The sequence below is a fragment of the Streptomyces mauvecolor genome (assembly GCF_039532965.1).
Classification (GTDB): Bacteria; Actinomycetota; Actinomycetes; order Streptomycetales; family Streptomycetaceae; genus Streptomyces; species Streptomyces violascens.
In genome coordinates, this window is record NZ_BAAASQ010000012.1 from 128416 (window position 1) to 149720 (window position 21305).

A 21305-nucleotide genomic window follows, 5' to 3' on the forward strand; every position below is an offset into this window, starting at 1 on the left:
GCCCGCATCATGGCCGCACCTCCCGTCCTGTTCCCAAGGCAGTACCGAAAGGGCAGACCCCGCATGCCGAGCCAGACCAGCGAGACCGAGATCAGCACGTACAAGGGGCAGGACCGGGCGCTGCGCGCCGACCGCCTCGGCACCCCGGGACTGCTCCTCTCGGTCCTCGCGGCGAGCGCGCCCCTGATGGTCGTGGCCGGGGTGATGCCCACCGCTTTCGCCGCGATGGGCGTCGTCGGACAGCCGCTGCTCTTCCTGATCCTCGGCGCGGTCCTCGCCCTGTTCAGCGTCGGGTACGCCGAGATGAGCCGCCATGTGCACAACGCGGGCGCGTTCTACGCGTACATCGCGCGCGGCCTCGGCCCGACCGCGGGCGCCGCGGCCTCCTATGTGGCCCTTGCCGCCTACAGCGCGCTCCAGGTCGGCATCTACGGCATGTTCGGCTTCGAGGTGTCCGGGCTGCTCGACACCTACCTCCACGTGAGCATCGACTGGTGGGTGCCGGCGCTGCTCGCGGTCGCCCTCGTCGGCGCGCTGGCCTGGCTGAAGATCGACCTCAACGCCAAGGTGCTCGGGGTGCTCCTGGCCCTGGAGGTCGTGATGGTCGTCGCCTTCGACGGCGCGGCCGTGGCGAAACCGGCCGCCGACGTGCTCTCGCTGCACGCCTTCAACCCGCACAGCCTGAGCGGCGGCAGCGTCGGCATCGCCCTGTGCTTCTGCATCGCCGCGTTCACCGGCTTCGAGCAGGCCCCGGTGTACGCCGAGGAGACCAGCCGCCCGCACGTCGTCGTCAAGCGCGTCATGTTCCTCGCCGTCGGCTTCGTCGCCCTCTTCTTCGCGCTCAGCTCCTGGGCGCTCACGCTGGCGACGGGCCCGGGCGACATCGTCGACTCCGCGCAGAAGCAGGGCCCGGGGCTGCTGTTCGCGCTGGCCGACAAGAACCTGGGCGGCACGTTCACCGACGTCCTCCACGTCCTGTTCGTGACCGGCATGTTCGCGGCGCTGCTCAGCTTCCACAACGTGGTCGCCCGGTACGTCTTCGCCATGGGCCGCGAGGGGCTGCTGCCCGCCGGGTTCGCCCGCACCAGCAGCGCCAGCGGCGCCCCGGCGGGCGGCTCGCTGCTCCAGACCGTGATCTCGGTGGTGGTCGTCGCGGCCTTCGCGCTCACCGACCACTGGCCGGCCGGCGATCCGACCGCCCCCGTCATGCACCTGTTCACCTGGATGGGCAACGTCGGCGCGCTCGGCGTGATCCTCCTGATGGCCGCCGCCTCGCTCGCCGTGATCGTCTTCTTCGTACGCAGGGGAGCGGCCGGGGCCCAGCTGTGGCGGCTGCTCGCCGCGGGCGCCGCGGGCATCGCACTGCTCGGCATCGCCGCGTACACCGTCAAGCAGTTCCACGTGCTGGTAGGCGCGGGGCCCGACGACGCGCTCAACTGGGTGCTGCCCGGGATCATCGTCCTCGCGCTGGTGGCGGGCCTGGGCTACGGCCTGGTGCTGCGGGCGCGCAGGCCCGAAGTGCACGCCCGGATCGGCCTCGGCAACGAGGCCTTCCAGCTGGAGCGGACGGCCGCCGCCGAGCGCGGCACCGGTGTGGTGCCGGGCAGCCGCCGGCCCGAGGAGAGCGAGACGGGCCGCGCCGCCGGGCTGTGAGCCACCTGCGGGATTTCTGACGGAACGGTGACGGACGGCCGGGATCCCTGGCAGGACCGGCCCCCCGGTGTTCGAATCGTCGCGTGACACCAGAACCAACCCCGCCGCCCGCGCGCGGCGCACCCGTCGGGCGCCGGCTCGTGCTCGGCATGCTCGGCCTCGGCGTGGCCGGGGTCGCCTCGGCGCGCTACGTCCAGGGCGGCCTGGAGTCGTTCCTGGGCGCCGCCGCCGACAAGGACCCCACCGGGCTCACCAACCTGCTGCCCAACGGCGGCGGCTTCCGCTACTACTCGGTCACCGCCTCCGTGCCCGACAGGAGTGCCGCCGACTACCGGCTCACCGTCGACGGCCTGGTCACCAGGCCCGCCACGTACACGCTCGACACTCTGCGCGCGATGCCGCAGACGCGCCTCGTGCGCGATGTGCAGTGCGTGACCGGGTGGCGGGTCCCCGGCACGCCCTTCGCCGGGGTGCAGCTGTCGAGGCTCCTCGATGCGGCCGGGGTGCGGCCGGGCGCCGGGGCGGTCCGCTTCACCTGCTTCGACGGCGCGTACAGCGAGAGCCTCACCCTCGAACAGGCGCGCCGCGACGACGTGTTGATCGCCCTGAGCATGCAGGACAAGCCGGTCAGCCACGCCCACGGCGGGCCGGTCCGGCTGTATGTGGCGCCCATGTACTTCTACAAGTCGGCGAAATGGCTGTCCGGGATCACCGTGACGGAAAAGGTCGAGCGGGGATACTGGGAGGAGCGAGGCTATGACACCGACGCCTGGGTCGGCCGGTCCAACGGACGCGAAGACACCCCCACCTCATGAACTCCCTTACACGGTAAGGCGGTTCACGCCGGGGGAGCGGTGGGTGCACCGGGCCACGGCCTGGCTGATGGGCGCCTGCGTGGTGACGGCGGCGATCCTCTACATCCCGCAGTTCGCCGAGGCCGTCGGCCGTCGCGAGCTGGTGGTGCGGGTCCACGAGATCTGCGGGGTGCTGCTTCCCGCACCGGCCCTGCTCGGCCTGGCCTCGCGGGCGTTCCGCGCGGACCTCGGCCGCCTCAACCGCTTCTTCCCGTACGACAGGACCTGGCTGCGCACCGTGCTGCGCCGGGAACGGGAGCCGCGTCCGGCCGGGAAGTTCAACGCCGGACAGAAGGTGTACGCGGGCTGGATCGCGGGGGCCGCCCTGGTGATGCTGGGGACGGGACTGCTGATGTGGTTCACGCACCTGGCGCCCATCGAGGTGCGGATCGGGTCCACGTTCGTGCACGACTGGCTCTCCCTCGCCGTCGGCATCGTCGTCATCGGGCATGTGTGGATGGCGTTCGGCGACCCGGAGGCACGCCGCGGCATGCGCACCGGGTCGGTCGAACGGCGCTGGGCGAAACGTGAACACCCGTTGTGGGAACCGGAGCCGGACGAGGAGGCGGACCGGATCGACCGGGAGTCGAGCCGGAGCTAGACGACGAGTGAGAGCAGCAGGACGAAGCCGAGTGCCACCACCGAGATGATCGTCTCCATCACCGACCAGGTCTTGACCGTCTGGCCGACGTTCATCCCGAAGTACTCCTTGACCAGCCAGAACCCGGCGTCGTTGACGTGGCTGAAGAAGAGCGAGCCGGCCCCGACGGCGAGCACGAGCAGGGCGGCGTGCGCGGTCGACATGTCGGCCGCCAGCGGCGCCACCAGGCCCGCCGCGGAGATCGTCGCCACGGTCGCGGAGCCCGTCGCGAGCCGGATCGCCACCGCGATCAGCCAGGCGAGCAGCAGCGACGGAATCGCCCAGTCCTTGGAGAAGTCCAGGATCATCTGCCCGACGCCCACGTCGATCAGCGTCTGCTTGAAACCGCCGCCCGCGCCCACGATGAGCAGGATGCCCGCGATGGGAGCCAGGGACTTCTCGACGGTCACCGAGATCCGCTCCTTGCTGAAGCCGGCCGCCCGGCCCAGCGTGAAGATGCCGACCAGGACGGCCGCGAGCAGCGCGATCAGCGGCGAGCCGATGACGTCGGTGACCCGCTGGACGTGGTTCTTCGGGTCGTCGACCACGATGTCGGCCAGCGCCTTGGCGAGCATCAGGACGACCGGGAGGAGCACGGTGGCGATGGTCGCACCGAAGCTCGGCCGCCTCTCAAGATCCTCCGACGGGCGGGCCGGCACCATCTTGTCCGGGGCCGGGATGTCGACCCAGCGAGCCGCGTACCTGGAGAACAGCGGGCCCGCGATGATCACTGTGGGAACGGCGACGACGACACCGAGCGCCAGCGTCACGCCGAGGTTGGCGCCGATCGCGTCGATGGCGACGAGCGGCCCCGGGTGCGGCGGGATCAGGCCGTGCATCACGGACAGACCGGCAAGGGCCGGAATGCCGATGCGCATCAGGGAGTAGTTGCCGCGCTTGGCGACGAGCAGCACCACGGGGATCAGCAGAACGATGCCGACCTCGAAGAACAGCGGGAGCCCGATGATCGAGGCGATGGCCACCATCGCCCAGGGCATCGCCCGCCCGCCGGACTTCCCGGCCCTGGCCAGGATGGTGTCGACGATCTGGTCCGCGCCGCCGGAGTCGGCCAGCAGCTTGCCGAGGATGGCGCCGAGCGCGATCAGCACACCGACGCCGGCGACCGTGCTGCCGAGGCCGCCGCTGAAGCTGGCGATCGCCTTGTCGAGCGGGGCGCCCGCGAAGGCGCCGAGCGCCAGCGAGCCGATGGTCAGGGCCAGGAAGGCGTGCAGCTTGAACCTGGTGATGAGCAGGACGATGACGGCGATGCCCGCGAGTACGGCAATGCCCAGCTGGGTGTTGCCGGCCGAGGTGATCGGCTGCGTGGCATCCGCTGCCAGGAACTCGACGCTGAGTCTGGTCACGGTGGAAGTCCTTAGATGGTGAGCGGTCGCAGCGCGGCGGCGGCCCGCTCCGCGATGTCCTCGGGGGTGCCGGACACGTCGACGGCGACGCCCGCCTCGTCCGGGCCGAGCGGCTGGAGCGCGGCGTACTGCGAGTCGAGCAGCGCGGCCGGCATGAAGTGCCCCTTGCGCTCGGCCATCCGCTGCTCGATGAGCGCGCGGTCGCCGGTCAGATGCAGGAAGACGAGGCCGGGGGCGGCCGCCCGCAGCCGGTCGCGGTAGCCGCGCTTGAGCGCCGAGCTGGAGACGACCCCGCCGAGCCCGGCCCGGTCGTGTGCCCACGCTCCGATCGCGTCGAGCCAGGGCCGGCGGTCCTCGTCGTCCAGCGGGATGCCCGCGGACATCTTGGCGACGTTCGCCGCGGGGTGGAAGTCGTCGCCCTCGGCGTAGGGGACGCCGAGCCGTGCTGCGACCAGCGGCCCGATGGTCGTCTTGCCGGTCCCGGCAACGCCCATCACGACGACGGTCAGGGGGGAGTTCATGCGGGTGGTGCCTCGCTGTCTTCGTCGACATCGATGTCCGTCGCGCACACTCAAACCCATTAGGTACGACATATTCAAGAGGTCGTGATTTAAAAGTCATACTTTTGAGCTCGCGATGTCGGTCCGCAAGCCTCGACGGCGGGCCCGTAGCCGTCCCTGAGGGCCCGTACGCTTGGCCCATGACGACTCAGGCCCGGGGGCTCCACACGCATGTGCTCGACAGCCTGGGTCTGGCGATCACCGCGGGCGAGTACCCGCCGGGCAGCGTGCTGCGCAGCGACGAGCTGGCCCAGCGCTTCGACGTCTCGCGCACGGTGGTCCGCGAAGTGGTCCGCGTCCTCGAATCGATGGACCTGGTCGAGTCCCGGCGCCGGGTCGGCGTGACCGTGAAGCCGGCCGAGCAGTGGAACGTGTACGACCCGCAGGTCATCCGGTGGCGGCTCGCGGGCGCCGACCGGCCGCGCCAGCTGCGCTCGCTCACCGTGCTGCGCTCCGCCGTGGAGCCGGTCGCCGCCGGGCTCGCCGCCCTCAGGGCGACGCCCGCCCAGTGCGCCGATCTCACCGAGCAGGCCCTCGGCATGGTCGCCACCTCGCGCGGGCGCCAGCTGGAGGCGTACCTCGTGCACGACGTCGCCTTCCACCGGATCGTGCTCAACGCGTCCGGCAACGAGATGTTCGCCCGGCTCGGCGACGTGGTCGCCGAGGTTCTCACCGGCCGCACCCATCACCAGGTGATGTTCCCCGATCCGGACCCGGCGGCCGTCACTTTGCATGTGCGGGTGGCCGAGGCGGTCCGCGGACGGGACGCCGCGGAGGCCGAGCGGCTGACCCGCGAGATCGCGGTCGGTGCCCTCCAGGAACTGGACGTCCTCGCCCCATAGGTACCCTAGGCAACAAAAAACGCTCAGCGGATACCTTTTAGTTACCTCTGAAACACCTCAAATCTGTCTCTACGTGACATTGGACACTGCCAAACTGTGCCGACAGCCGGGACTATGGGCCGCTGGTCCGTGCCAAGGTGACGTCTAGTCCCTGCCAAGGTGACGACCTGCATCACCGGTACGGCCGGTCCCGCACGACCGCATGACCCCTCACAAAGGCGAACTACTCCATGAGTGACCGCACCATGCCTGCGGCCGAGACCCAGGATGTCCCCGCGGGGGCATCGACGGGCACCCCCCACATCGACGCCGGTGATGCCGGTTACAGCAAGGACCTCAAGTCCCGCCACATCAACATGATCGCCATCGGCGGCGCGATAGGCACCGGCCTCTTCCTCGGTGCCGGCGGCCGGATGGCGGGCGCGGGCCCCTCGCTCGCGATCGCCTACGCGGTCTGCGGCGTCTTCGCCTTCTTCGTCGTACGGGCGCTGGGTGAGCTCGTGCTCTACCGCCCCTCGTCGGGCGCCTTCGTCTCCTACGCCCGTGAGTTCATGGGCGAGAAGGGTGCCTACACGGCGGGCTGGCTCTACTTCCTGAACTGGTCGACCACCGCCGTCGCCGACATCACCGCGGCCGCGACCTACGCCCACTTCTGGGCCATGTTCAGCGACATCCCGCAGTGGGTCTGCGCGCTCGTCGCGCTCGCCGTCGTCCTGACGGCCAACCTCATCTCGGTGAAGTACTTCGGCGAGATGGAGTTCTGGTTCGCGATCATCAAGGTCGTCGCCCTCGTCGCGTTCATGCTGGTCGGCATCTACCTCGTGGTCACCCAGCACGACGTGGACGGCGCCACGCCGGGCCTCGCCAACATCACCAGCCACGGCGGCATCTTCCCGATGGGCATGCTGCCCATGCTGCTGGTCATCCAGGGTGTCGTCTTCGCGTACGCCTCGGTCGAGCTGTGCGGCGTGGCCGCCGGTGAGACGGAGAACCCGCAGAAGATCCTGCCCAAGGCGATCAACTCGATCATGTGGCGCGTCGGCATCTTCTACGTCGGCTCGGTCGTGCTGCTCGCGCTGCTGCTTCCGTACACCGAGTACTCCGAGAACCAGAGCCCCTTCGTCACCGTCCTCGACAAGATCGGGGTACCGGGTGCGGCCGGCGTGATGAACCTGGTGGTCCTCACCGCGGCCCTCTCCAGCCTCAACTCGGGCCTGTACTCGACCGGGCGCATCCTGCGCTCGATGTCGCTCGCGGGCTCCGCGCCCAAGTTCGTCGGCGTCATGAACAAGGGCAAGGTCCCCTACGGCGGCGTGCTGTTCACCGCCTTCTTCGGTGTCCTCGGCGTCGCCCTGAACGGCTTCGTGCCCGACGACGCCTTCGAGATCGTGCTGAACTTCGCCTCCATCGGCATCCTCGGCACCTGGGCGATGATCATGATCTGCTCGCTGCTGTTCTGGCGCCGCGCGCAGCAGGGCCGCCTCCAGCGCCCGTCCTACCAGCTGCCCTGGGCTCCGTACACGCAGATCGTGACGCTGGTCTTCCTCGCGTCCGTGGCGTTCCTGATGTGGTACGGCGGGGGCGTCGGCCGCACCACGATCTACTGCCTCCCGATCATCGCGGCCCTGCTCGTCGGCGGCTGGTACCTGGTCCGCAAGCGGGTCGGCGCGATCGCCTCGGGCAAGTAGCACCGGCCAGGCGCATCGAGAGGGCGGCACCCCTGGTCACGGGGGTGCCGCCCGCTTTCGTGCTCAGGCCCGGACGTGCTGCAGGCGGGACGCGGCCGCCGCGAGCATCATCTCCAGGGCCGCCGGATAGGCGCTGCGGCCCATCTCCGCCACCAGCGTCGGCGCGGTCGCGGCCACATGCGGATGGGTGTCCGCCGGCAGCCCCGCGTACCGCTCCCGCCAGGCCCGCTCCTCCAGGGTCCTGGACTCCTTGGGCAGCGTGAGCACGGCCGCGTCGAGGGCCGCGAACGACAGGGCCTGGTCGACGAAGACGTGGTAGATCCGCACCGCCTCGGCGTCCGGGAATCCGGCCCCGCGCAGAATCCCGAGGATCGTCTCCACCGACCGCATCTCGTGCACCCGCCCGGTCACCCGTGTGCAGGTCAGCAGCGCCGCCTGAGGATGGGCCTGGTAGTCGGCGTGGATGCGCAGCCCGAGGGAGCGCAGGTCGGCCCGCCACTCACCGGTCGGCCGCCAGACCTTCAGGGTGCGCCCGATGAGCTCGTCCGCCACCGCGAGCAGCAGATCGTCGGTGTCGTGGAAGTAGCGGTAGAGCGCGCTCGGATCCGCGCCCAGCGCCGTGCCGAGCCGGCGCACGGTCAGCGCCGCCGCCCCGTGCTCGCCGATCAGCCGCAGCGCCGTCTCGACGATCAGCTCCTCGGACAGGACCGTGCCCCGCTTGGTGGGCCGGCGCCGCCGCCGCTCCCCGTCCGGTACGACTCGCTCGCTCATGCGCCGCACCCTACGAAGCGGCGCGCTTTATGACAACAGCGTTGACGCACCGGCTTCACCCGGAGTTCGATGTGCCGCCATCGGGGCCGAAAAGCGCCCCTCGGCGAAGGAGCGACCGTGCGCACTCCCTACGGCAGTGACCCGCCCGTCCTGCGCAAGAGCCTCGGCGTCCTCGACGGCGTCGCCATAGCGGCCTCCTCCACGGCCGCCACCACCAGCATCGGCATCGGACTCGGCGTCACGGCCGGCGCCGTGGGCCTGCACCTCCCGATCGTCATGCTGCTCGCGTTCGTCCCGATCCTGGGCATCGCGAGCGCGTACACGCGGCTCAACAAGGTCGAGCCCAACATGGGCAGCGGCTATGTGTGGGTGGGCCGCTCGCTCAGCCCCTGGCTGGGCTTTCTGACCGGCTGGATCGGTATCGTCTCGACCGTCGTCTTCCTCTCCTACACCACCGCCGTCACCGGTTCCGCGCTCCTCCAACTGGCGGGCGAGGCGGGCCTGGACACCCTCGGCGGGCTGCGTCTGGACCCCGACTCCACGGCCCAGTCGACCGCGATCGGCATCGTGATCCTGGTCGCCGTCACCTTCACCGCGGTCGTCGGCACCCGCTCGGCCGCCACCCTCCAGAAGTGGCTCCTGGTCTTCGAGTACGCGGTGCTGCTCGGCTTCTGCGGCTACGGGCTCATCAAGGGCTCGCACCCCTTCAGCCTCGACTGGCTGAACCCCTTCACCATCCCCTCCGGACAGGCCCTCGCCCAAGGCCTGCTGCTCTCCGTCTTCTGCTACTGGGGCTTCGAGTCGACGTTCAGCGTGAACGAGGAGATCCGGGATCCCGAGGACGCCTCCAAGGCCGGACTCATCACCCTGTTCACCATGCTCGGCCTGTTCCTGCTGGGCTCCTTCGCCTTCCAGCGGGTGCTCTCCCAGGACGAGTTGGTGGGTCACGGAGCCCAGGGCCTCACCTTCTTCGGCGACCGCCTCGCCGCCCAGCCGCTCGCGGCCCTGCCCCTGATCGCGCTGACCTTCTCGGCGGTCGCCTCGCTCCAGTCCGGCGTCATCCCCACCGTGCGCGGCATGTTCGCGATGAGCCGCGACCGCACGCTGGGCCCGCTCTGGCTCAAGGTCAGCCCCCGGTACGGGACTCCGGCGGCCGGCACCGTCGCGATCGGCTGCGTCGCGGCGGCCATCGCCGTCCTCTCGCTGCTCATCCCCAAGATCGGCGACCTGATCCTGGCCTCCGTGAACGCCATCGGAATCGTCGTGTCGCTCTACTACGCGCTGACGGCCCTGGCCGCGGCGAGCCGCTTCCGCGGCGCGCTGAAGGAGAGCGTGGGCGAGGCCGTACGGGCCGTGGTGATCCCGGCCCTGAGCGCGCTGTTCCTGCTCGCCCTCGGCGGCTACCTCGGCTGGACCTTCTACACCTCCGCCGACCACTTCGAAATCAGCCCCGACAACGGCTGGTTCATGCTCCTGTGCCCCGCGGTGATGCTGCTCAGCGGCTTCGTCGCCGCGGCCTGGGCCAAGTGGGTAAGAAAGTCCCCGTACTTCGTCACGGGACTCTCGACCATGGAAACCGACCCGGCACCGCTGGGCGCGGAAGCCGCCTGAATCCTCGTACCCCTAGAGATCTCCGTACTCCTATGGAAATGGATCCACACATGCGCCACACCCCCGCCGACCTGGTCTTCACCGGCGGCCCGGTCCTCACCCTGGACGCCGCCCGCTCCCGCGCCACCACCGTCGCCGTCACCGGGGACCGCATCACCGCCGTCGGCCACGACGAGGTGCGCGAGCTGATCGGCCCGAAGACCCAAGTCGTCGATCTGGCCGGGAAGTTGCTGATCCCCGGCTTCCAGGACGCCCACGTCCACCCGGTGTCGGCGGGCATCGAGCTGGCGCGCTGCGACCTCACGGGCCTCATCACGGCGGCCGACACACTCGCGGCCGTACGGGCCTACGCCGACGCCCACCCCGGGCAGGAGTGGATCACCGGCGGCGGCTGGTCCATGGAGGCCTTCGAGGGCGGCAGCCCCACCCGCGACCTCCTCGACCGCGTCGTGCCCGACCGGCCCGTCTACCTCCCCAACCGGGACCACCACGGGGCCTGGGTCAACACCCGCGCCCTCACTCTCGCCGGCATCACCCGGGACACCCCCGACCCCGCCGACGGCCGCATCGAGCGCGACGCGACCGGCGAGCCGACCGGCCTGCTCCAGGAGGGAGCCATGGACCTGGTCGGCCGGCACACCCCCCGATCCACCCCGGCCGAGCGGCTCGCCGCCCTGCTGCGCGCCCAGGCCCATCTCCACTCGTACGGGATCACCGCCTGGCAGGACGCGATCGTCGGCAGCTTCGGCTCGATGGACGACCCCGCCGACGCCTATGTGACCGCCGCCCGCGACGGATCGCTGACCGCGCGGGTCGTCGGCGCGCTGTGGTGGGACCGCGAGCGCGGCGCCGAGCAGATCCCCGAACTCGTCGAGCGGCGCCGGGAGCTGAGCCACGGCCGGTTCCGCGCCGGGTCGGTCAAGATCATGCAGGACGGTGTCGCCGAGACCGGCACCGCGGCCCTGCTCGGCCCCTACCTCGACGCCTGCGGCTGCGCGACCGCCAACACCGGCACCAGCTTCGTCGACCCGGCCGAACTGCGCTCGTACGTCACACAGTTGGACGCGCTCGGCTTCCAGGCCCACTTCCACGCGCTCGGCGACCGGGCCGTGCGCGAGGCGCTCGACGCGGTGCAGGCGGCCCGCGAGACCAACGGCTGGACCGACACGCGCCCGCACCTCGCCCACCTCCAGATCGTCCACCCTGACGACATCGACCGCTTCCGCGCGCTCGGGGCGACGGCCAACATCCAGCCCCTGTGGGCCTCGCACGAACCCCAGATGGACGAGCTGACCATCCCCTTCCTCGGCGAGGAGCGGGCGGGGTGGCAGTACCCGTTCGCGGCGCTGCTCCACTCCGGGGCGACCGTGGCGGCGGGCTCGGACTGGCCGGTCAGCAGCCCCGACCCGATGGAGGGCATCCACACGGCGGTGAACCGGATCGCGCCCGGCGAGAAGGGCCCGGTCTTCCTCCCCGCGCAGCGGATCACCCTGACGGCGGCGTTCGCCGCGTACACCGCGGGAACGGCCCATGTGAACCACCTCGACGACACGGGCTCGATCCGCACGGGCGCCCTCGCGGACCTCGCGGTGCTCGACCGGGACCCGTACGCGGGACCGCCGGAGGAGATCGGCGCGACCCGGGTGCTCGCGACCTACGTCGGAGGTCACCAGGTGCACGACGCCACCTCATAGGGTGTATTCCAGATACACCCGAATACGCCCAACGGCATGAACAGGGAGTGGCGGAATGTCGCAGCAGGTCCAAGGGGTCATCGCACCGGGGAAGAACCAGCCCGTACGGGTGGAGACCATCGTGGTGCCCGACCCGGGCCCCGGCGAGGCCGTGGTGAAGATCCAGGCCTGCGGCGTCTGCCACACCGACCTGCACTACAAGCAGGGCGGTATCAACGACGAGTTCCCGTTCCTGCTCGGCCACGAGGCGTCCGGGATCGTGGAGTCGGTGGGCAAGGGTGTCACCGACGTCGCGCCCGGCGACTTCGTGATCCTCAACTGGCGTGCGGTATGCGGGAGTTGCCGGGCCTGCCTGCGCGGCCGCCCGCAGTACTGCTTCGACACGCACAACGCGAAGCAGAAGATGACGCTCCTTGACGGGACCGAGCTGTCGCCCGCCCTCGGCATCGGTGCGTTCGCCGAGAAGACGCTGGTCGCGGCGGGCCAGTGCACCAAGGTCGACCCGGCGGTGTCCCCGGCCGTGGCGGGCCTGCTCGGTTGCGGAGTGATGGCGGGCATCGGCGCGGCCATCAACACCGGCAACGTCGGCCGGGGCGACTCGGTGGCCGTCATCGGCTGCGGAGGCGTCGGCGACGCGGCGATCGTGGGCGCGAGGCTCGCGGGCGCGGCCAGGATCATCGCGGTCGACATCGACGAACGGAAGCTGGCGACGGCCAAGTCGATGGGCGCCACCCACACGGTCAACTCCCGTACACAGGACGCCGTCGAGACGATCCGCGAGCTGACCGGCGGCAACGGGGCGGACGTCGTCATCGAGGCGGTGGGCCACCCGGAGACGTACAAGCAGGCGTTCTACGCCCGCGACCTGGCGGGCACGGTGGTGCTGGTGGGCGTCCCGACCCCGGACATGACCCTGGAACTGCCCCTGCTGGACGTCTTCGGCCGGGGCGGCGCCCTGAAGTCCTCCTGGTACGGCGACTGCCTGCCCTCGCGCGACTTCCCGATGCTGATCGACCTGCATCAGCAGGGCCGGATCGACCTGGCGGCGTTCGTCACGGAAACGATCGCGCTGGACGAGGTCGAAAAGGCCTTTGAGCGCATGCACGAAGGCGATGTGCTTCGCTCGGTGGTGGAGTTCTGATGACCGTTCGCGCACGAATCGATCATCTGGTCACGTCCGGCACGTTCGCTCTCGACGGGGGCACGTGGGAAGTCGACAACAACGTGTGGATCGTCGGGGACGACGAGGAGGCGGTCGTCATCGACGCCGCGCACGACGCGGAGGCGATCCTGGCCGCGCTGGGCAGCCGCGAACTCCGGGCGATCCTGTGCACGCACGCCCACAACGACCACATCGACGCGGCGCCGGCGCTGTCGGAGGCGACGGGCGCGCCGATCCTGCTGCACCCGGCCGACCTCCCCCTCTGGAAGCAGACCCACCCGGACCGCATGCCGGACGGCGAACTGGCGGACGGGGAGCGGCTGTCGATCGCGGACGTATCGCTGGAGGTGCTCCACACCCCGGGCCACGCCCCGGGCGCGGTCTGCCTGTACGCCGAGGCGCTGGGCACGCTCTTCACGGGCGACACCCTGTTCGCGGGCGGCCCGGGCGCGACGGGCCGCTCCTTCTCGGACTTCCCCACGATCATCGACTCGCTCAGGGAGCGGGTGCTGGTGCTGCCGGGGGAGACGGTCGTGCGGACCGGGCACGGGGACGCCACGACGGTGGGCGCGGAGGCGCCGCACTTGGGGGAGTGGGTTCTGCGGGGCCACTGACTCCGGGGGCGCGGGTGGCTTCTTTGCGCAGTTCCCCGCGCCCCTGGCAGGACCCGTGCGAGCCCCCTCGGGCTGTGCCCCGCCCCCCTACTCCTTTTCGCCTGCGGACCGTGCGTCGTTGCCCGCGCAGCTCCCCGCACCCCAGCAGCATCGCTCCTGGCCAGTACCGGCATCTCTAGCCCGTCCGGCGTCTGAGGACGAGCGCCCTTCAGGCGCGAACGGGGTCCGGGGCGGAGCCCCAGGAGCCACCCACAGGGGCGCAGTCGATGGAATCCCCCGGAGCCACGCGGCGGAGCCGCAGAGTGTCACAGCCGGGAAGGGGCGGGCGGGGAGAGTCACGCCGGAGGCGGCAAGCCGTAGACCTCCCGGGCCGTTCCCCCGAACACCGCCCCCCGCTCACCCGCACTCAACCCCGCCACAACCCCCCGAGCCGCCCCCACCACGCCCCCGTACGAGGACGCCAGCACACACACCGGCCAGTCCGACCCCCACAAAACCCGCCCCGCCCCAAACGCGTCGAGCACCGTCTCGGCGTACGGCCGAAGATCCGCCACGGTCCAGGCCGCCCAGTCAGCCTCCGTCACCATCCCCGACAGCTTGCACACGGTGTTCGGCAGGGCGGCCAGCGCCCGAAGGTCCGAGGCCCAGGGCTCAAGCGCCCCGGAGGCGATGGGCGGCTTCCCCAAGTGGTCCAGGACAAAGGTGAGTTCGGGATGCAGCGCCGCGGCCCGCGCGCACGCGGGCAGCTGGTCCGCGCGCACCACCAGGTCGTACGCGAGCCCGGCCGACGCCACCGCCCCCAGCCCCCTCCGCACATCGGGACGCAACAGCCACCCGGGATCCGTCTCGCCCTGCACCTGGTGCCGGATCCCCACGAGGTGCCCGCCGCCGGGCAGCCCGCGCAGCCGGGCCAGCTCATCGGCGACGCCCGGCGAGGTGAGGTCGGTCCAGCCGACCACCCCGGCCACGAGATCACTGCCGTCCGCGAGCGAGAGAAGCTCCGGAGTCTCCTCCGCGACGGTCACGGTCTGGACGACCACCGTCGCCGTGACCCCGGCGGACGAGGCCTCGGGCCGCAGGTCGTCCAGTGTGAAGTTCCGCCGCAGCGGCGAGAGTGGGGGTCCGGTGATCCAGTCCTGGTCGCGGACGCCCAGATCCCACACATGATGATGCGCGTCGACGAAGCCGGCCCCGCTCACAGCTCCCACACCACAGGAAGCCCGGCCCCCGCGCCCTCGCTCGAATAATCGTGCGCGACATCGAGCAGTTCGCTCATCCGAACCTGCCACGCCACATTCACCGGCAGTTCCGCCAACTCGCTCAGCAGGCGACCGTAATCCGCGCATTCGATCACATGGAACAGCTCGGTACCGCTGCGCCAGATCGTCCACGCCGTGGCCCCGGCCGCGCGGATCGCGGCCGTGAGTTCCGGCGGCACCTCGCGGTGCGCGGCCTCGTACTCCGGGATGCGGTCGGCCCGGACCCGCGTGTGCAGCGCGACCCTCATATGCCCAGCTCCTCCCACAGCGCTTCCGGCACCGGCGTGGCGAACATGGCCGCGGTGTCGGCGACTTCGGCCTCCGAACGCGCCCCGGCGAGCACGCTCGCCACCGCCGGATGCCGCAGCGGAAAGGCCAGGGCGGCGGCCCGCAGCGCGACCCCGTGCCCCGCGCAGACCGCCTTGATCTTCAGCGCCCGTTCGACGAGATCCGGGGGAGCGGCCGCGTAGTCGTACGTCGCGCCGGGCCGCGGATCGGCGAGCAGCCCCGAGTTGAAGACCCCGCCGACCACCACGCTCTTGCCGCGCGCGGCGGCCTCCGGCAGCAGTTCGTCGGCCGCGCGCTGGTCGAGCAGCGAGTAGCGCCCGGCGCAGAGCACGGCGTCCACGTCCGATTCGCGCAGGAAGCGGGTCAGCAGCCCGGTCCGGTTCATCCCGGCGCCAATGGCCCGTACGACACCCTCCGCGCGCAGCCGTTCCAGCGCCGGGTAGGCCTCGCGGAGCGCCTGCTCGCCGTGGTCGTCAGGGTCGTGGAGGTAGACGATGTCGATCCGGTCGAGCCCGAGCCGCTCCAGGCTGGCCTCGATGCTGCGGCGCACCCCGTCCGCGCTGAAGTCCCAGCGGCGCCGGTACGTGGCCGGGACGGCGAACCCCTGAGCGAGATCGTCCCCGCCGCCCTCCCGGGGCTCCAGGATCCGGCCGACCTTCGTGGAGAGCGTGTACGCGTCCCGGGGGCGGTCACGCAGCGCCGCACCCATGCGGCGCTCGGAGAGCCCGAGCCCGTAGTGCGGGGCGGTGTCGAAATAGCGGACGCCAGCGGCCCAGGCGGCGTCGACCGCGCCCCGGGCCGTCTCGTCCGACAGCGGCGTGAAGAGGTTGCCGAGAGCGGCGCCGCCCAGGGACAGAGCGGTCACCGGACAGCGGCCCGCACCCAGCGAGGTAGCACGCATGCCCGCATATTTATCAGACCTTTGCGGGGTTCAGGCACCCCTGGGACTCCAGATTCCGTACGCGGACCCCGAATTGATCCGATGTCTGGAGCATGGCCCGCGGCTCGCAGTCCTCTGGGCCCCTACTCGGCAGGCCAGGCCGCCAGCCGGAGCCCGCTCTCGAACCTGTGGGCCCGGCCATCCACCGGATCGGTGAACTCCAGGACCTTGGCGAGCAGTTGCAGCGGCGCCCCGAAGTCGTCCGGCTCGGACTCCGGCAGGACCACCGGATACACCGGATCGTTGAGGATCGGCAGCCCGAGCCCGTGCATATGGACCCGCAGCTGGTGCGTGCGGCCGGTCGCGGGAAGCAGGCGATAGCGGCCGAGCGCGCCGCGCCGCTCGGCCAGTTCGATCCGGCTCTCGGCGTTGGGCTCGCCCGCCTCCTCGCGGGCGGCGATGACCCCGCGCTCCTTCACGATCCGGCTGCGTACGGTCACGGGCAGCGCCACGGCGGGGTCGTACGCGGCCACCGCCTCGTACTCCTTGCGCACCCGGCGCCCGCTGAACAGGTTCTGGTACGCGCCCCGGTCCTCGGGCCGCACGACGAACAGGGCGAGGCCCGCGGTCAGGCGGTCGAGCCGGTGGGCGGGCTGGAGCGCGGGCAGCGCCAGATCCCGCCGCAGCCGGGCCACCGCCGTCTCGGTGATGTGCCGGCCCCGGGGTGTGGTGGCGAGGAAGTGCGGCTTGTCGGCGACCACGATCCGCTCGTCGCGGTACACGATCCCGATCCGGAACGGCACCGGCACCTCCGGCGCGAAGTCCCGGTGGAACCACACGTGCATCCCGGCCCGGTACGCCTCCGCCCCGCTCAGCGCCCCTTCGGCGCCGACAAACCGCCCCTCGCGCAGCATCGCGGCCACCCGCTCCGCGCCGACCGCCCCCTCGAACCGGCCCAGGAGATGATCACCGACCGTCGCCCAGAGGCCCTCCGGGTCGGCGGGCAGCCGCACACGTACCGGATCGATGCCGTCGCGCTGCGCGAGCGGGGCGGCCGGGGTCCTGGATCTGCGTCTCACAGAACCAGAGAACCCCAACGGACCCCGCAGATGCAAGAGATTCCCAGGTCAGCGCCCTTGTCGCGCAGGGCGGGGCCGAAGAAGAGCGGATGAGGCAGCCCTCCCGGGCCTGCTTTCCTCGCGTTCGGAAGGCATGCTGCCTGAAGGGATTGAGTGAGGAAATATCGTGATCTGCCGCAAATGAGGCAAAGGGAAACAATGAGTGAAGAGTCGGTCATGGGCGGCAAATGTGTCCTGCTCACCACGAGTGAACTGGTGCCCGGGGACGTCATCGCGACGGATCCGGACGGCCCCTGGCTCGTGGTGGTGCGCACGGCGCCGGTGACCGAGACGAAGACCCGGCTGCAACTGCGCCCCCTGACCGGCGGCCCGGACCTGGAGCGCGTGCTGCCGCGTTACGAACGCCAGGTCGTCCGTACGACGCGGGTCGATCCGGCCGATCTGCCGGATCCGGCGGCCCCCCGGCGCCGTCGGGTCGTGGTGACCGGTCTCGGCGCCGTCAGCCCGCTCGGCGGCGACGTGTCCGGGCTGTGGCAGGGCCTGCTCGAAGGCCGCTCCGGGGTCTCGGTGGTGGAGGGCCCGGACTTCGACGGCCTGCCGGTACGCCTCGCCGCCCGGGCCGCGATCGAGCCCGCCGACCTGCTGCCGAGGCCGCTGGCGCGGCGGATGAACCGTTCCGCCCAGTTCGCGCTGCTCGCCGCCCGGGAGGCCTGGCGGGACGCGGGACTCGACCTCTCGGGCACGGTGGCCAGCGGGCTTCGCCCGGCCCGTACCGGAGTGTCGATGGGCACGATCATCGGTGGCGCCCCCGTCATGGTCGAGAGCCGGCTCGCGCTCATCGCGCGCGGACCGAGAGCGGTCTCCCCGCACACCTCGCCCATGACCGTGCCGTCCGCCTCGGCCGCCCAGATATCCAAGGACCTCGACATCCGCGGCGAGGCCAGGACCTTCGTGTCCGCCTGCGCCTCCGGCACGGAGGCGATCGGGCAGGCCATCGACGCCATCCGCGCGGGGCGGGTCGACCTCGTCGTCGCGGGCGGCACGGAAGCCGTGATCACCCCGGAGATCCTCGCCGCGTTCGCCGCGATGCGGGCGGTCTCGACCCGGAACGACCAACCGGGCGCGGCCTCAAGGCCGTTCGACGCCGACCGCGACGGATTCGTGCTGGGCGAGGGGGCCGGCGTGCTGATCCTGGAGGACGAGGAGCACGCCCGGGCGCGCGGCGCCCGCATCTACTGCGAGGCGGCCGGCTGGGGCCTGTCCGCGGACGCCTTCCACATGGCGGCCCCCGAACCCGAGGGCCGCGGCATCGAGGCCGCGCTGCGCGCCGCCCTCGCGGACGCCGGAGCCACGCCCGCCGATGTCGCCCACGTCAACGCGCACGCCACGGCGACCGTCGACGGCGACCGCACCGAGGCCCTTGCCCTGTGCCGCCTCTTCGGCAGCCATGCCCGCGACATCCCCGTCACCGCGAACAAGGGTGCCCTGGGTCACCTCCAGGGCGGCGCGGGCGGGGTGGAGGCCGTCGCCACGGTCCTCACCCTGCGTGACGGCCTGATACCCCCGACCGTCGGCTGCGACCACCCCGAGGAGAGCCTGGGCCTGGACGTGGTCCGCGGCACCCCCCGCCCCCTGCCGCCCTGCGGCGACATAGCCCTGAGCAACTCCTTCGGCTTCGGCGGCCACAACGCGGTCCTGGCCTTCCGCCGGCCTTGAGCCGGGCGGGGCCAGGGCTCATGAGCCCCGGAAACGCAAAAGAACCCCACCGAAGTGGGGTTCCTGCTGGTGTCCGAGGGGGGACTTGAACTCTCCACTCGGGCACCAGCATATTAGCTAGCTGACCTGCGAAAACGTACCCGACACGCCATAGGCTTGACCAGCGCCGTTGGTCATGCGTTCCCCCTGTTTCGGGCCGTTTCGGACCGCTGTTGGTCATGCGTTGGTCACGTGACCATCCAGGGCGGAGGGGGCTTCCTTCGCTCATCCACTCATGATCGTCTACCCGACAACGCGAATATCCGTGATGTGCCATAGACCAGGCAGACTCATCCGACCTACCGTCCTCTTGGCGCCAGGGACCGCCCCTGCAACGAAGGAGGGCACGATGGCACGCGAGGAACTGACCCGTCTCACCGGCCAGGCCGGAGGACCCGAGTGCGACGACGACGATTGCCCCAATGTCTACCGGACCAAGAGCGGTTCATTCGTTATCCAGGGGGACGTGTCTGACGCGTTCACCGCGCCCGCAGGTGAGGCCCTGGTGGAGATCCCGGAGCACGTCCTGAGGGAGGCTGTCCGTGCTCTTGGATGGTGAGGATTGGCGTAGGTTCTTCGACGCCTTCGAGCGCGAAGCGTGGCGGTTCGAGGCGCAGCCCACCTACACCATGCCCAAGGAGCAGGAGAACGTCGCCCGCTTCCTGCGGGGCGAGAGCAAGCCCGACGACCACAACGCTCGTTGGCACGAACGGGTACGCGGATACGTCGAGTCCGGCAAGCGCATCGGTCGCGTGCGCATCGTGCGCCAGCCGCTCACCGATTACCAGCGGTACCAATTCGCGTGGGGCATCCCCGGCAACATCGCGGCTGGGGAGGACATCCGCGTCTTGGACCTGACCCAAGAGGACTACGGTTTGCCGCTCTCCGGGCGTGACTGGTGGATGTTCGACGAAATCCGAATCGCGCACCTGAACTTCCGAGCGGACGGTACCCAGATCAATCGCGAGGCGTATAAGGGGGACCCCGCTCCCTATCGGGAGTGGAAGCGAATCGCCCTGGAACACGCAGTGCCTTTCGAGGAGTACGTGAAGGGTTTTGACGTTTGATCCTGGGCAGCTAGGACAGTCGAAGGCTGACCTGGCGGAGACGCTCCGCACGATGCGCAGGCGAGCCAGCCGTACACAGGTCTGGCTCGCCCAGCGCTGCAACATGTCCCAAACCAAGCTCAGCAACATCGAGACCGGTCGAATCACACCGGGGCTCGTTGACGTTGAGTTGATTCTTAGGGCCCTCGACGCACCCCCGGAAATGGTGGCAGAGGTGGCCACCCTCGCGCGGCTCGCCAATACGGAGTGGCAGGGCAAGCGGGCATCGTGGCGTCGGGGGCTGGAAAAGCGGCAGTCGGAATTGGCGGGCCTCGAAACGGAAGCCGTGACACTCCGGTACTTCCTGCCCGCGATGGTGACAGGACTCCTGGCCACACCTGAGTACATCAGGGCGAGTCTGGGGCACTCACCAGTGGACATCTCCAAGACAGTCGCGAAGAAGCTGGACCGGCAAGCGGTCCTCTATGACAACAGGAAACGGTTCACGTTCCTGTTAACGGAGCAGGCCGTCAGGTGGGCAGTAGTCCCCCGCGCCGCGATGGCAGTACAGATTGACCGCCTCGTCTCGTTGTCTCATCTCCCCAACGTGCGCATTGGCGTCATCCCGCTGGGATCGGCCATCGGGCGGGGCCCGATGAATACCTTCACGATCTACGACCAACGCTTGGCGACTGTCGAGACGTTCACCGGGCGAATAGTCTTTCAGGACGCCCGGGACATCGCCGAACACCTCGAAGTGTTCGGCCTGTACGAGCGTCATGCGTTGTTCGATGAAGATGCCAGAGAGCTGATCGGAGATTGGGCCACCTCCTACCGTTCATGATCGTCTACCCCGCAACGCGAATATTGCTGGAGGCTCGGTGCTGACGGTCCGAGGATGTACCCATGCCGACCGAACCGAAGAACCAGAGCCAGAAGGTCCCGCAGGGGTGGCGGATGGACCCGATCCCAAGCCGTCTGGCGTACCGGGATGATGACGGGAACATTCGTGTCCCCATGTGGTTGACGAAGAACGGTCGGCATATGGCAGACACGGAAATGGTTCTGCTTCCGTCTGAGGCCGCTCTCCTGGCCGACAACCTCTCCACCGCCATGCGGGGCGGCTCCAGATCGACGCTGCACGAACTCTTTCGGGAGTCCGCGACGGCTCTTGGACCCGGCGTTGTGTACGTGCGGAAGTCGGAGCAGTACCAGCCCTGAGCCTGCCCCTGTCATTGACCTCACAGGAAGGCACACCCATGCCTGGAACCGACCTGTACAGCCTGCCCGTCGACGGAGCCACGTTCCTCAAGGCGTGCGGGGGCAACACGCATCCGGACGGCGAGTCCTGCGCCACGCTCGCGAAGATCGGCCCCGACGCGTGGGCGCTGGGCGACAGCAAGCGGCCCGGCGCGGAGCCGCTGAGGTTCACCACCGCCGAACTGAACGCGGCCGGTATCGACCCGGCCCGCTTCACCATCTCGGCCTGAGTGGCCGCTCGTGACTGGCGGTCTCTGCTCTCTGGGGAGGGCGGGGGCCGCCTTC

22 protein-coding genes are annotated in these 21305 nt (G+C 70.4%); 15 read left to right on the forward strand and 7 right to left on the reverse strand.

Annotated elements, in window-relative coordinates; translation table 11 throughout:
- The first annotated feature begins 63 nt into the window (after positions 1–63).
- The 3 genes from ABD346_RS17390 to ABD346_RS17400 all read left to right on the forward strand — a co-directional run bounded on the left by ABD346_RS17390 (position 64) and on the right by ABD346_RS17400 (position 3108).
- Positions 64–1653: an APC family permease gene (locus tag ABD346_RS17390; protein WP_344375767.1), complete on the forward strand. Its 1590-nt coding sequence runs from the start codon at positions 64–66 to the stop codon at positions 1651–1653.
- An 83-nt stretch (positions 1654–1736) separates the two neighbouring features.
- Complete coding sequence (locus ABD346_RS17395; RefSeq protein ID WP_344375768.1) at positions 1737–2468, forward strand: molybdopterin-dependent oxidoreductase; 732 nt, start codon at positions 1737–1739, stop codon at positions 2466–2468.
- Positions 2410–3108, forward strand: a complete 699-nt coding sequence (locus ABD346_RS17400) for a cytochrome b/b6 domain-containing protein (RefSeq protein ID WP_381226229.1) — start codon at positions 2410–2412, stop codon at positions 3106–3108. Before ABD346_RS17395 ends, ABD346_RS17400 begins: the two co-directional genes overlap by 59 nt.
- Here ABD346_RS17400 and ABD346_RS17405 read toward each other — a convergent pair.
- Together ABD346_RS17405 and ABD346_RS17410 are read right to left on the reverse strand one after the other, a co-directional pair.
- Positions 3105–4511 carry a GntT/GntP/DsdX family permease gene (locus ABD346_RS17405; protein ID WP_344375769.1) on the reverse strand — a complete coding sequence of 469 codons (1407 nt, stop codon included), beginning with the start codon at positions 4509–4511 and terminating at the stop codon, positions 3105–3107. The two genes, ABD346_RS17400 and ABD346_RS17405, sit on opposite strands and share 4 nt — an antisense overlap.
- Positions 4512–4522: 11 nt before the next feature.
- On the reverse strand, positions 4523–5032 hold the full coding sequence (locus tag ABD346_RS17410; RefSeq protein WP_344375770.1) for a gluconokinase: 510 nt from the start codon (positions 5030–5032) through the stop codon (positions 4523–4525).
- Positions 5033–5211: 179 nt separating this feature from the next.
- Between ABD346_RS17410 and ABD346_RS17415 the strand changes: the two genes are divergently transcribed.
- Together ABD346_RS17415 and ABD346_RS17420 are read left to right on the forward strand one after the other, a co-directional pair.
- Positions 5212–5913, forward strand: coding sequence for a FadR/GntR family transcriptional regulator (locus ABD346_RS17415; RefSeq protein ID WP_344375771.1), 702 nt, complete (start codon positions 5212–5214; stop codon positions 5911–5913).
- A gap of 230 nt (positions 5914–6143) precedes the next feature.
- Positions 6144–7601 (forward strand): amino acid permease, encoded by a 1458-nt coding sequence (locus ABD346_RS17420; protein ID WP_344375772.1) that lies wholly within the window; start codon positions 6144–6146, stop codon positions 7599–7601.
- A 63-nt stretch (positions 7602–7664) separates the two neighbouring features.
- Here the strand turns inward: ABD346_RS17420 and ABD346_RS17425 are convergent, their stop codons facing one another.
- Positions 7665–8372 carry a TetR/AcrR family transcriptional regulator gene (locus ABD346_RS17425; RefSeq protein WP_344375773.1) on the reverse strand — a complete coding sequence of 236 codons (708 nt, stop codon included), beginning with the start codon at positions 8370–8372 and terminating at the stop codon, positions 7665–7667.
- A gap of 117 nt (positions 8373–8489) precedes the next feature.
- On the opposite strand from ABD346_RS17425, the gene ABD346_RS17430 reads away from it, so the two are divergent.
- The 4 genes from ABD346_RS17430 to ABD346_RS17445 are packed head-to-tail and all read left to right on the forward strand — an operon-like array spanning position 8490 to position 13453.
- Complete coding sequence (locus ABD346_RS17430; RefSeq protein ID WP_381226224.1) at positions 8490–9983, forward strand: APC family permease; 1494 nt, start codon at positions 8490–8492, stop codon at positions 9981–9983.
- A 50-nt stretch (positions 9984–10033) separates the two neighbouring features.
- Positions 10034–11677, forward strand: a complete 1644-nt coding sequence (locus ABD346_RS17435; protein ID WP_344375775.1) for an amidohydrolase — start codon at positions 10034–10036, stop codon at positions 11675–11677.
- A 55-nt stretch (positions 11678–11732) separates the two neighbouring features.
- Positions 11733–12818 carry an S-(hydroxymethyl)mycothiol dehydrogenase gene (locus ABD346_RS17440; protein WP_344375776.1) on the forward strand — a complete coding sequence of 362 codons (1086 nt, stop codon included), beginning with the start codon at positions 11733–11735 and terminating at the stop codon, positions 12816–12818.
- A complete protein-coding gene (locus ABD346_RS17445; protein ID WP_344375777.1) occupies positions 12818–13453 on the forward strand; it encodes an MBL fold metallo-hydrolase in 636 nt (211 codons plus the stop codon). Before ABD346_RS17440 ends, ABD346_RS17445 begins: the two co-directional genes overlap by 1 nt.
- 335 nt (positions 13454–13788) lie before the next feature.
- On the opposite strand, the gene ABD346_RS17450 is transcribed toward ABD346_RS17445, so the two are convergent.
- From ABD346_RS17450 to ABD346_RS17465, 4 genes are all read right to left on the reverse strand, one after another.
- The gene (locus tag ABD346_RS17450) at positions 13789–14652 is read right to left on the reverse strand and encodes an amidohydrolase family protein (RefSeq protein ID WP_344375778.1); all 864 of its coding nucleotides are present in this window, start codon (positions 14650–14652) and stop codon (positions 13789–13791) included.
- On the reverse strand, positions 14649–14960 hold the full coding sequence (locus ABD346_RS17455) for an L-rhamnose mutarotase (protein ID WP_344375779.1): 312 nt from the start codon (positions 14958–14960) through the stop codon (positions 14649–14651). The genes ABD346_RS17450 and ABD346_RS17455 overlap by 4 nt, the downstream gene beginning before the upstream one ends.
- Positions 14957–15901, reverse strand: coding sequence for an aldo/keto reductase (locus tag ABD346_RS17460; RefSeq protein ID WP_344375780.1), 945 nt, complete (start codon positions 15899–15901; stop codon positions 14957–14959). The genes ABD346_RS17455 and ABD346_RS17460 overlap by 4 nt, the downstream gene beginning before the upstream one ends.
- Before the next feature lie 122 nt (positions 15902–16023).
- The gene (locus ABD346_RS17465) at positions 16024–16959 is read right to left on the reverse strand and encodes a pseudouridine synthase (RefSeq protein ID WP_344375781.1); all 936 of its coding nucleotides are present in this window, start codon (positions 16957–16959) and stop codon (positions 16024–16026) included.
- A gap of 198 nt (positions 16960–17157) precedes the next feature.
- On the opposite strand from ABD346_RS17465, the gene ABD346_RS17470 reads away from it, so the two are divergent.
- The 6 genes from ABD346_RS17470 (at position 17158) to ABD346_RS17495 (ending at position 21250) form a co-directional block, all read left to right on the forward strand.
- Positions 17158–18675, forward strand: a complete 1518-nt coding sequence (locus ABD346_RS17470; RefSeq protein WP_344375783.1) for a beta-ketoacyl-[acyl-carrier-protein] synthase family protein — start codon at positions 17158–17160, stop codon at positions 18673–18675.
- Positions 18676–19063: 388 nt separating this feature from the next.
- A complete protein-coding gene (locus ABD346_RS17475; protein ID WP_344375784.1) occupies positions 19064–19273 on the forward strand; it encodes a hypothetical protein in 210 nt (69 codons plus the stop codon).
- Positions 19257–19781 (forward strand): DUF6879 family protein, encoded by a 525-nt coding sequence (locus ABD346_RS17480; protein ID WP_344375785.1) that lies wholly within the window; start codon positions 19257–19259, stop codon positions 19779–19781. Before ABD346_RS17475 ends, ABD346_RS17480 begins: the two co-directional genes overlap by 17 nt.
- Positions 19771–20604, forward strand: coding sequence for a helix-turn-helix domain-containing protein (locus ABD346_RS17485; protein WP_344375786.1), 834 nt, complete (start codon positions 19771–19773; stop codon positions 20602–20604). The genes ABD346_RS17480 and ABD346_RS17485 overlap by 11 nt, the downstream gene beginning before the upstream one ends.
- A 200-nt stretch (positions 20605–20804) precedes the next feature.
- Positions 20805–20981, forward strand: a complete 177-nt coding sequence (locus ABD346_RS17490; RefSeq protein ID WP_344375787.1) for a hypothetical protein — start codon at positions 20805–20807, stop codon at positions 20979–20981.
- Positions 20982–21019: 38 nt separating this feature from the next.
- Positions 21020–21250, forward strand: coding sequence for a DUF397 domain-containing protein (locus ABD346_RS17495; protein ID WP_344375789.1), 231 nt, complete (start codon positions 21020–21022; stop codon positions 21248–21250).
- Positions 21251–21305 lie beyond the last annotated feature (55 nt).

Excerpts from the sequence above, each read along its gene's own strand:
- ABD346_RS17390 (WP_344375767.1), top strand. The coding sequence starts at position 64 with ATGCCGAGCCAGACCAGCGAGACCGAGATCAGCACGTACAAGGGGCAG.
- ABD346_RS17400 (WP_381226229.1), top strand. The coding sequence starts at position 2,410 with ATGACACCGACGCCTGGGTCGGCCGGTCCAACGGACGCGAAGACACCC.
- ABD346_RS17410 (WP_344375770.1), bottom strand. The coding sequence starts at position 5,032 with ATGAACTCCCCCCTGACCGTCGTCGTGATGGGCGTTGCCGGGACCGGC.
- ABD346_RS17415 (WP_344375771.1), top strand. The coding sequence starts at position 5,212 with ATGACGACTCAGGCCCGGGGGCTCCACACGCATGTGCTCGACAGCCTG.
- ABD346_RS17420 (WP_344375772.1), top strand. The coding sequence starts at position 6,144 with ATGAGTGACCGCACCATGCCTGCGGCCGAGACCCAGGATGTCCCCGCG.
- ABD346_RS17425 (WP_344375773.1), bottom strand. The coding sequence starts at position 8,372 with ATGAGCGAGCGAGTCGTACCGGACGGGGAGCGGCGGCGGCGCCGGCCC.
- ABD346_RS17435 (WP_344375775.1), top strand. The coding sequence starts at position 10,034 with ATGCGCCACACCCCCGCCGACCTGGTCTTCACCGGCGGCCCGGTCCTC.
- ABD346_RS17440 (WP_344375776.1), top strand. The coding sequence starts at position 11,733 with ATGTCGCAGCAGGTCCAAGGGGTCATCGCACCGGGGAAGAACCAGCCC.
- ABD346_RS17445 (WP_344375777.1), top strand. The coding sequence starts at position 12,818 with ATGACCGTTCGCGCACGAATCGATCATCTGGTCACGTCCGGCACGTTC.
- ABD346_RS17455 (WP_344375779.1), bottom strand. The coding sequence starts at position 14,960 with ATGAGGGTCGCGCTGCACACGCGGGTCCGGGCCGACCGCATCCCGGAG.
- ABD346_RS17460 (WP_344375780.1), bottom strand. The coding sequence starts at position 15,901 with ATGCGTGCTACCTCGCTGGGTGCGGGCCGCTGTCCGGTGACCGCTCTG.
- ABD346_RS17470 (WP_344375783.1), top strand. The coding sequence starts at position 17,158 with ATGAGTGAAGAGTCGGTCATGGGCGGCAAATGTGTCCTGCTCACCACG.
- ABD346_RS17475 (WP_344375784.1), top strand. The coding sequence starts at position 19,064 with ATGGCACGCGAGGAACTGACCCGTCTCACCGGCCAGGCCGGAGGACCC.
- ABD346_RS17490 (WP_344375787.1), top strand. The coding sequence starts at position 20,805 with ATGGCAGACACGGAAATGGTTCTGCTTCCGTCTGAGGCCGCTCTCCTG.
- ABD346_RS17495 (WP_344375789.1), top strand. The coding sequence starts at position 21,020 with ATGCCTGGAACCGACCTGTACAGCCTGCCCGTCGACGGAGCCACGTTC.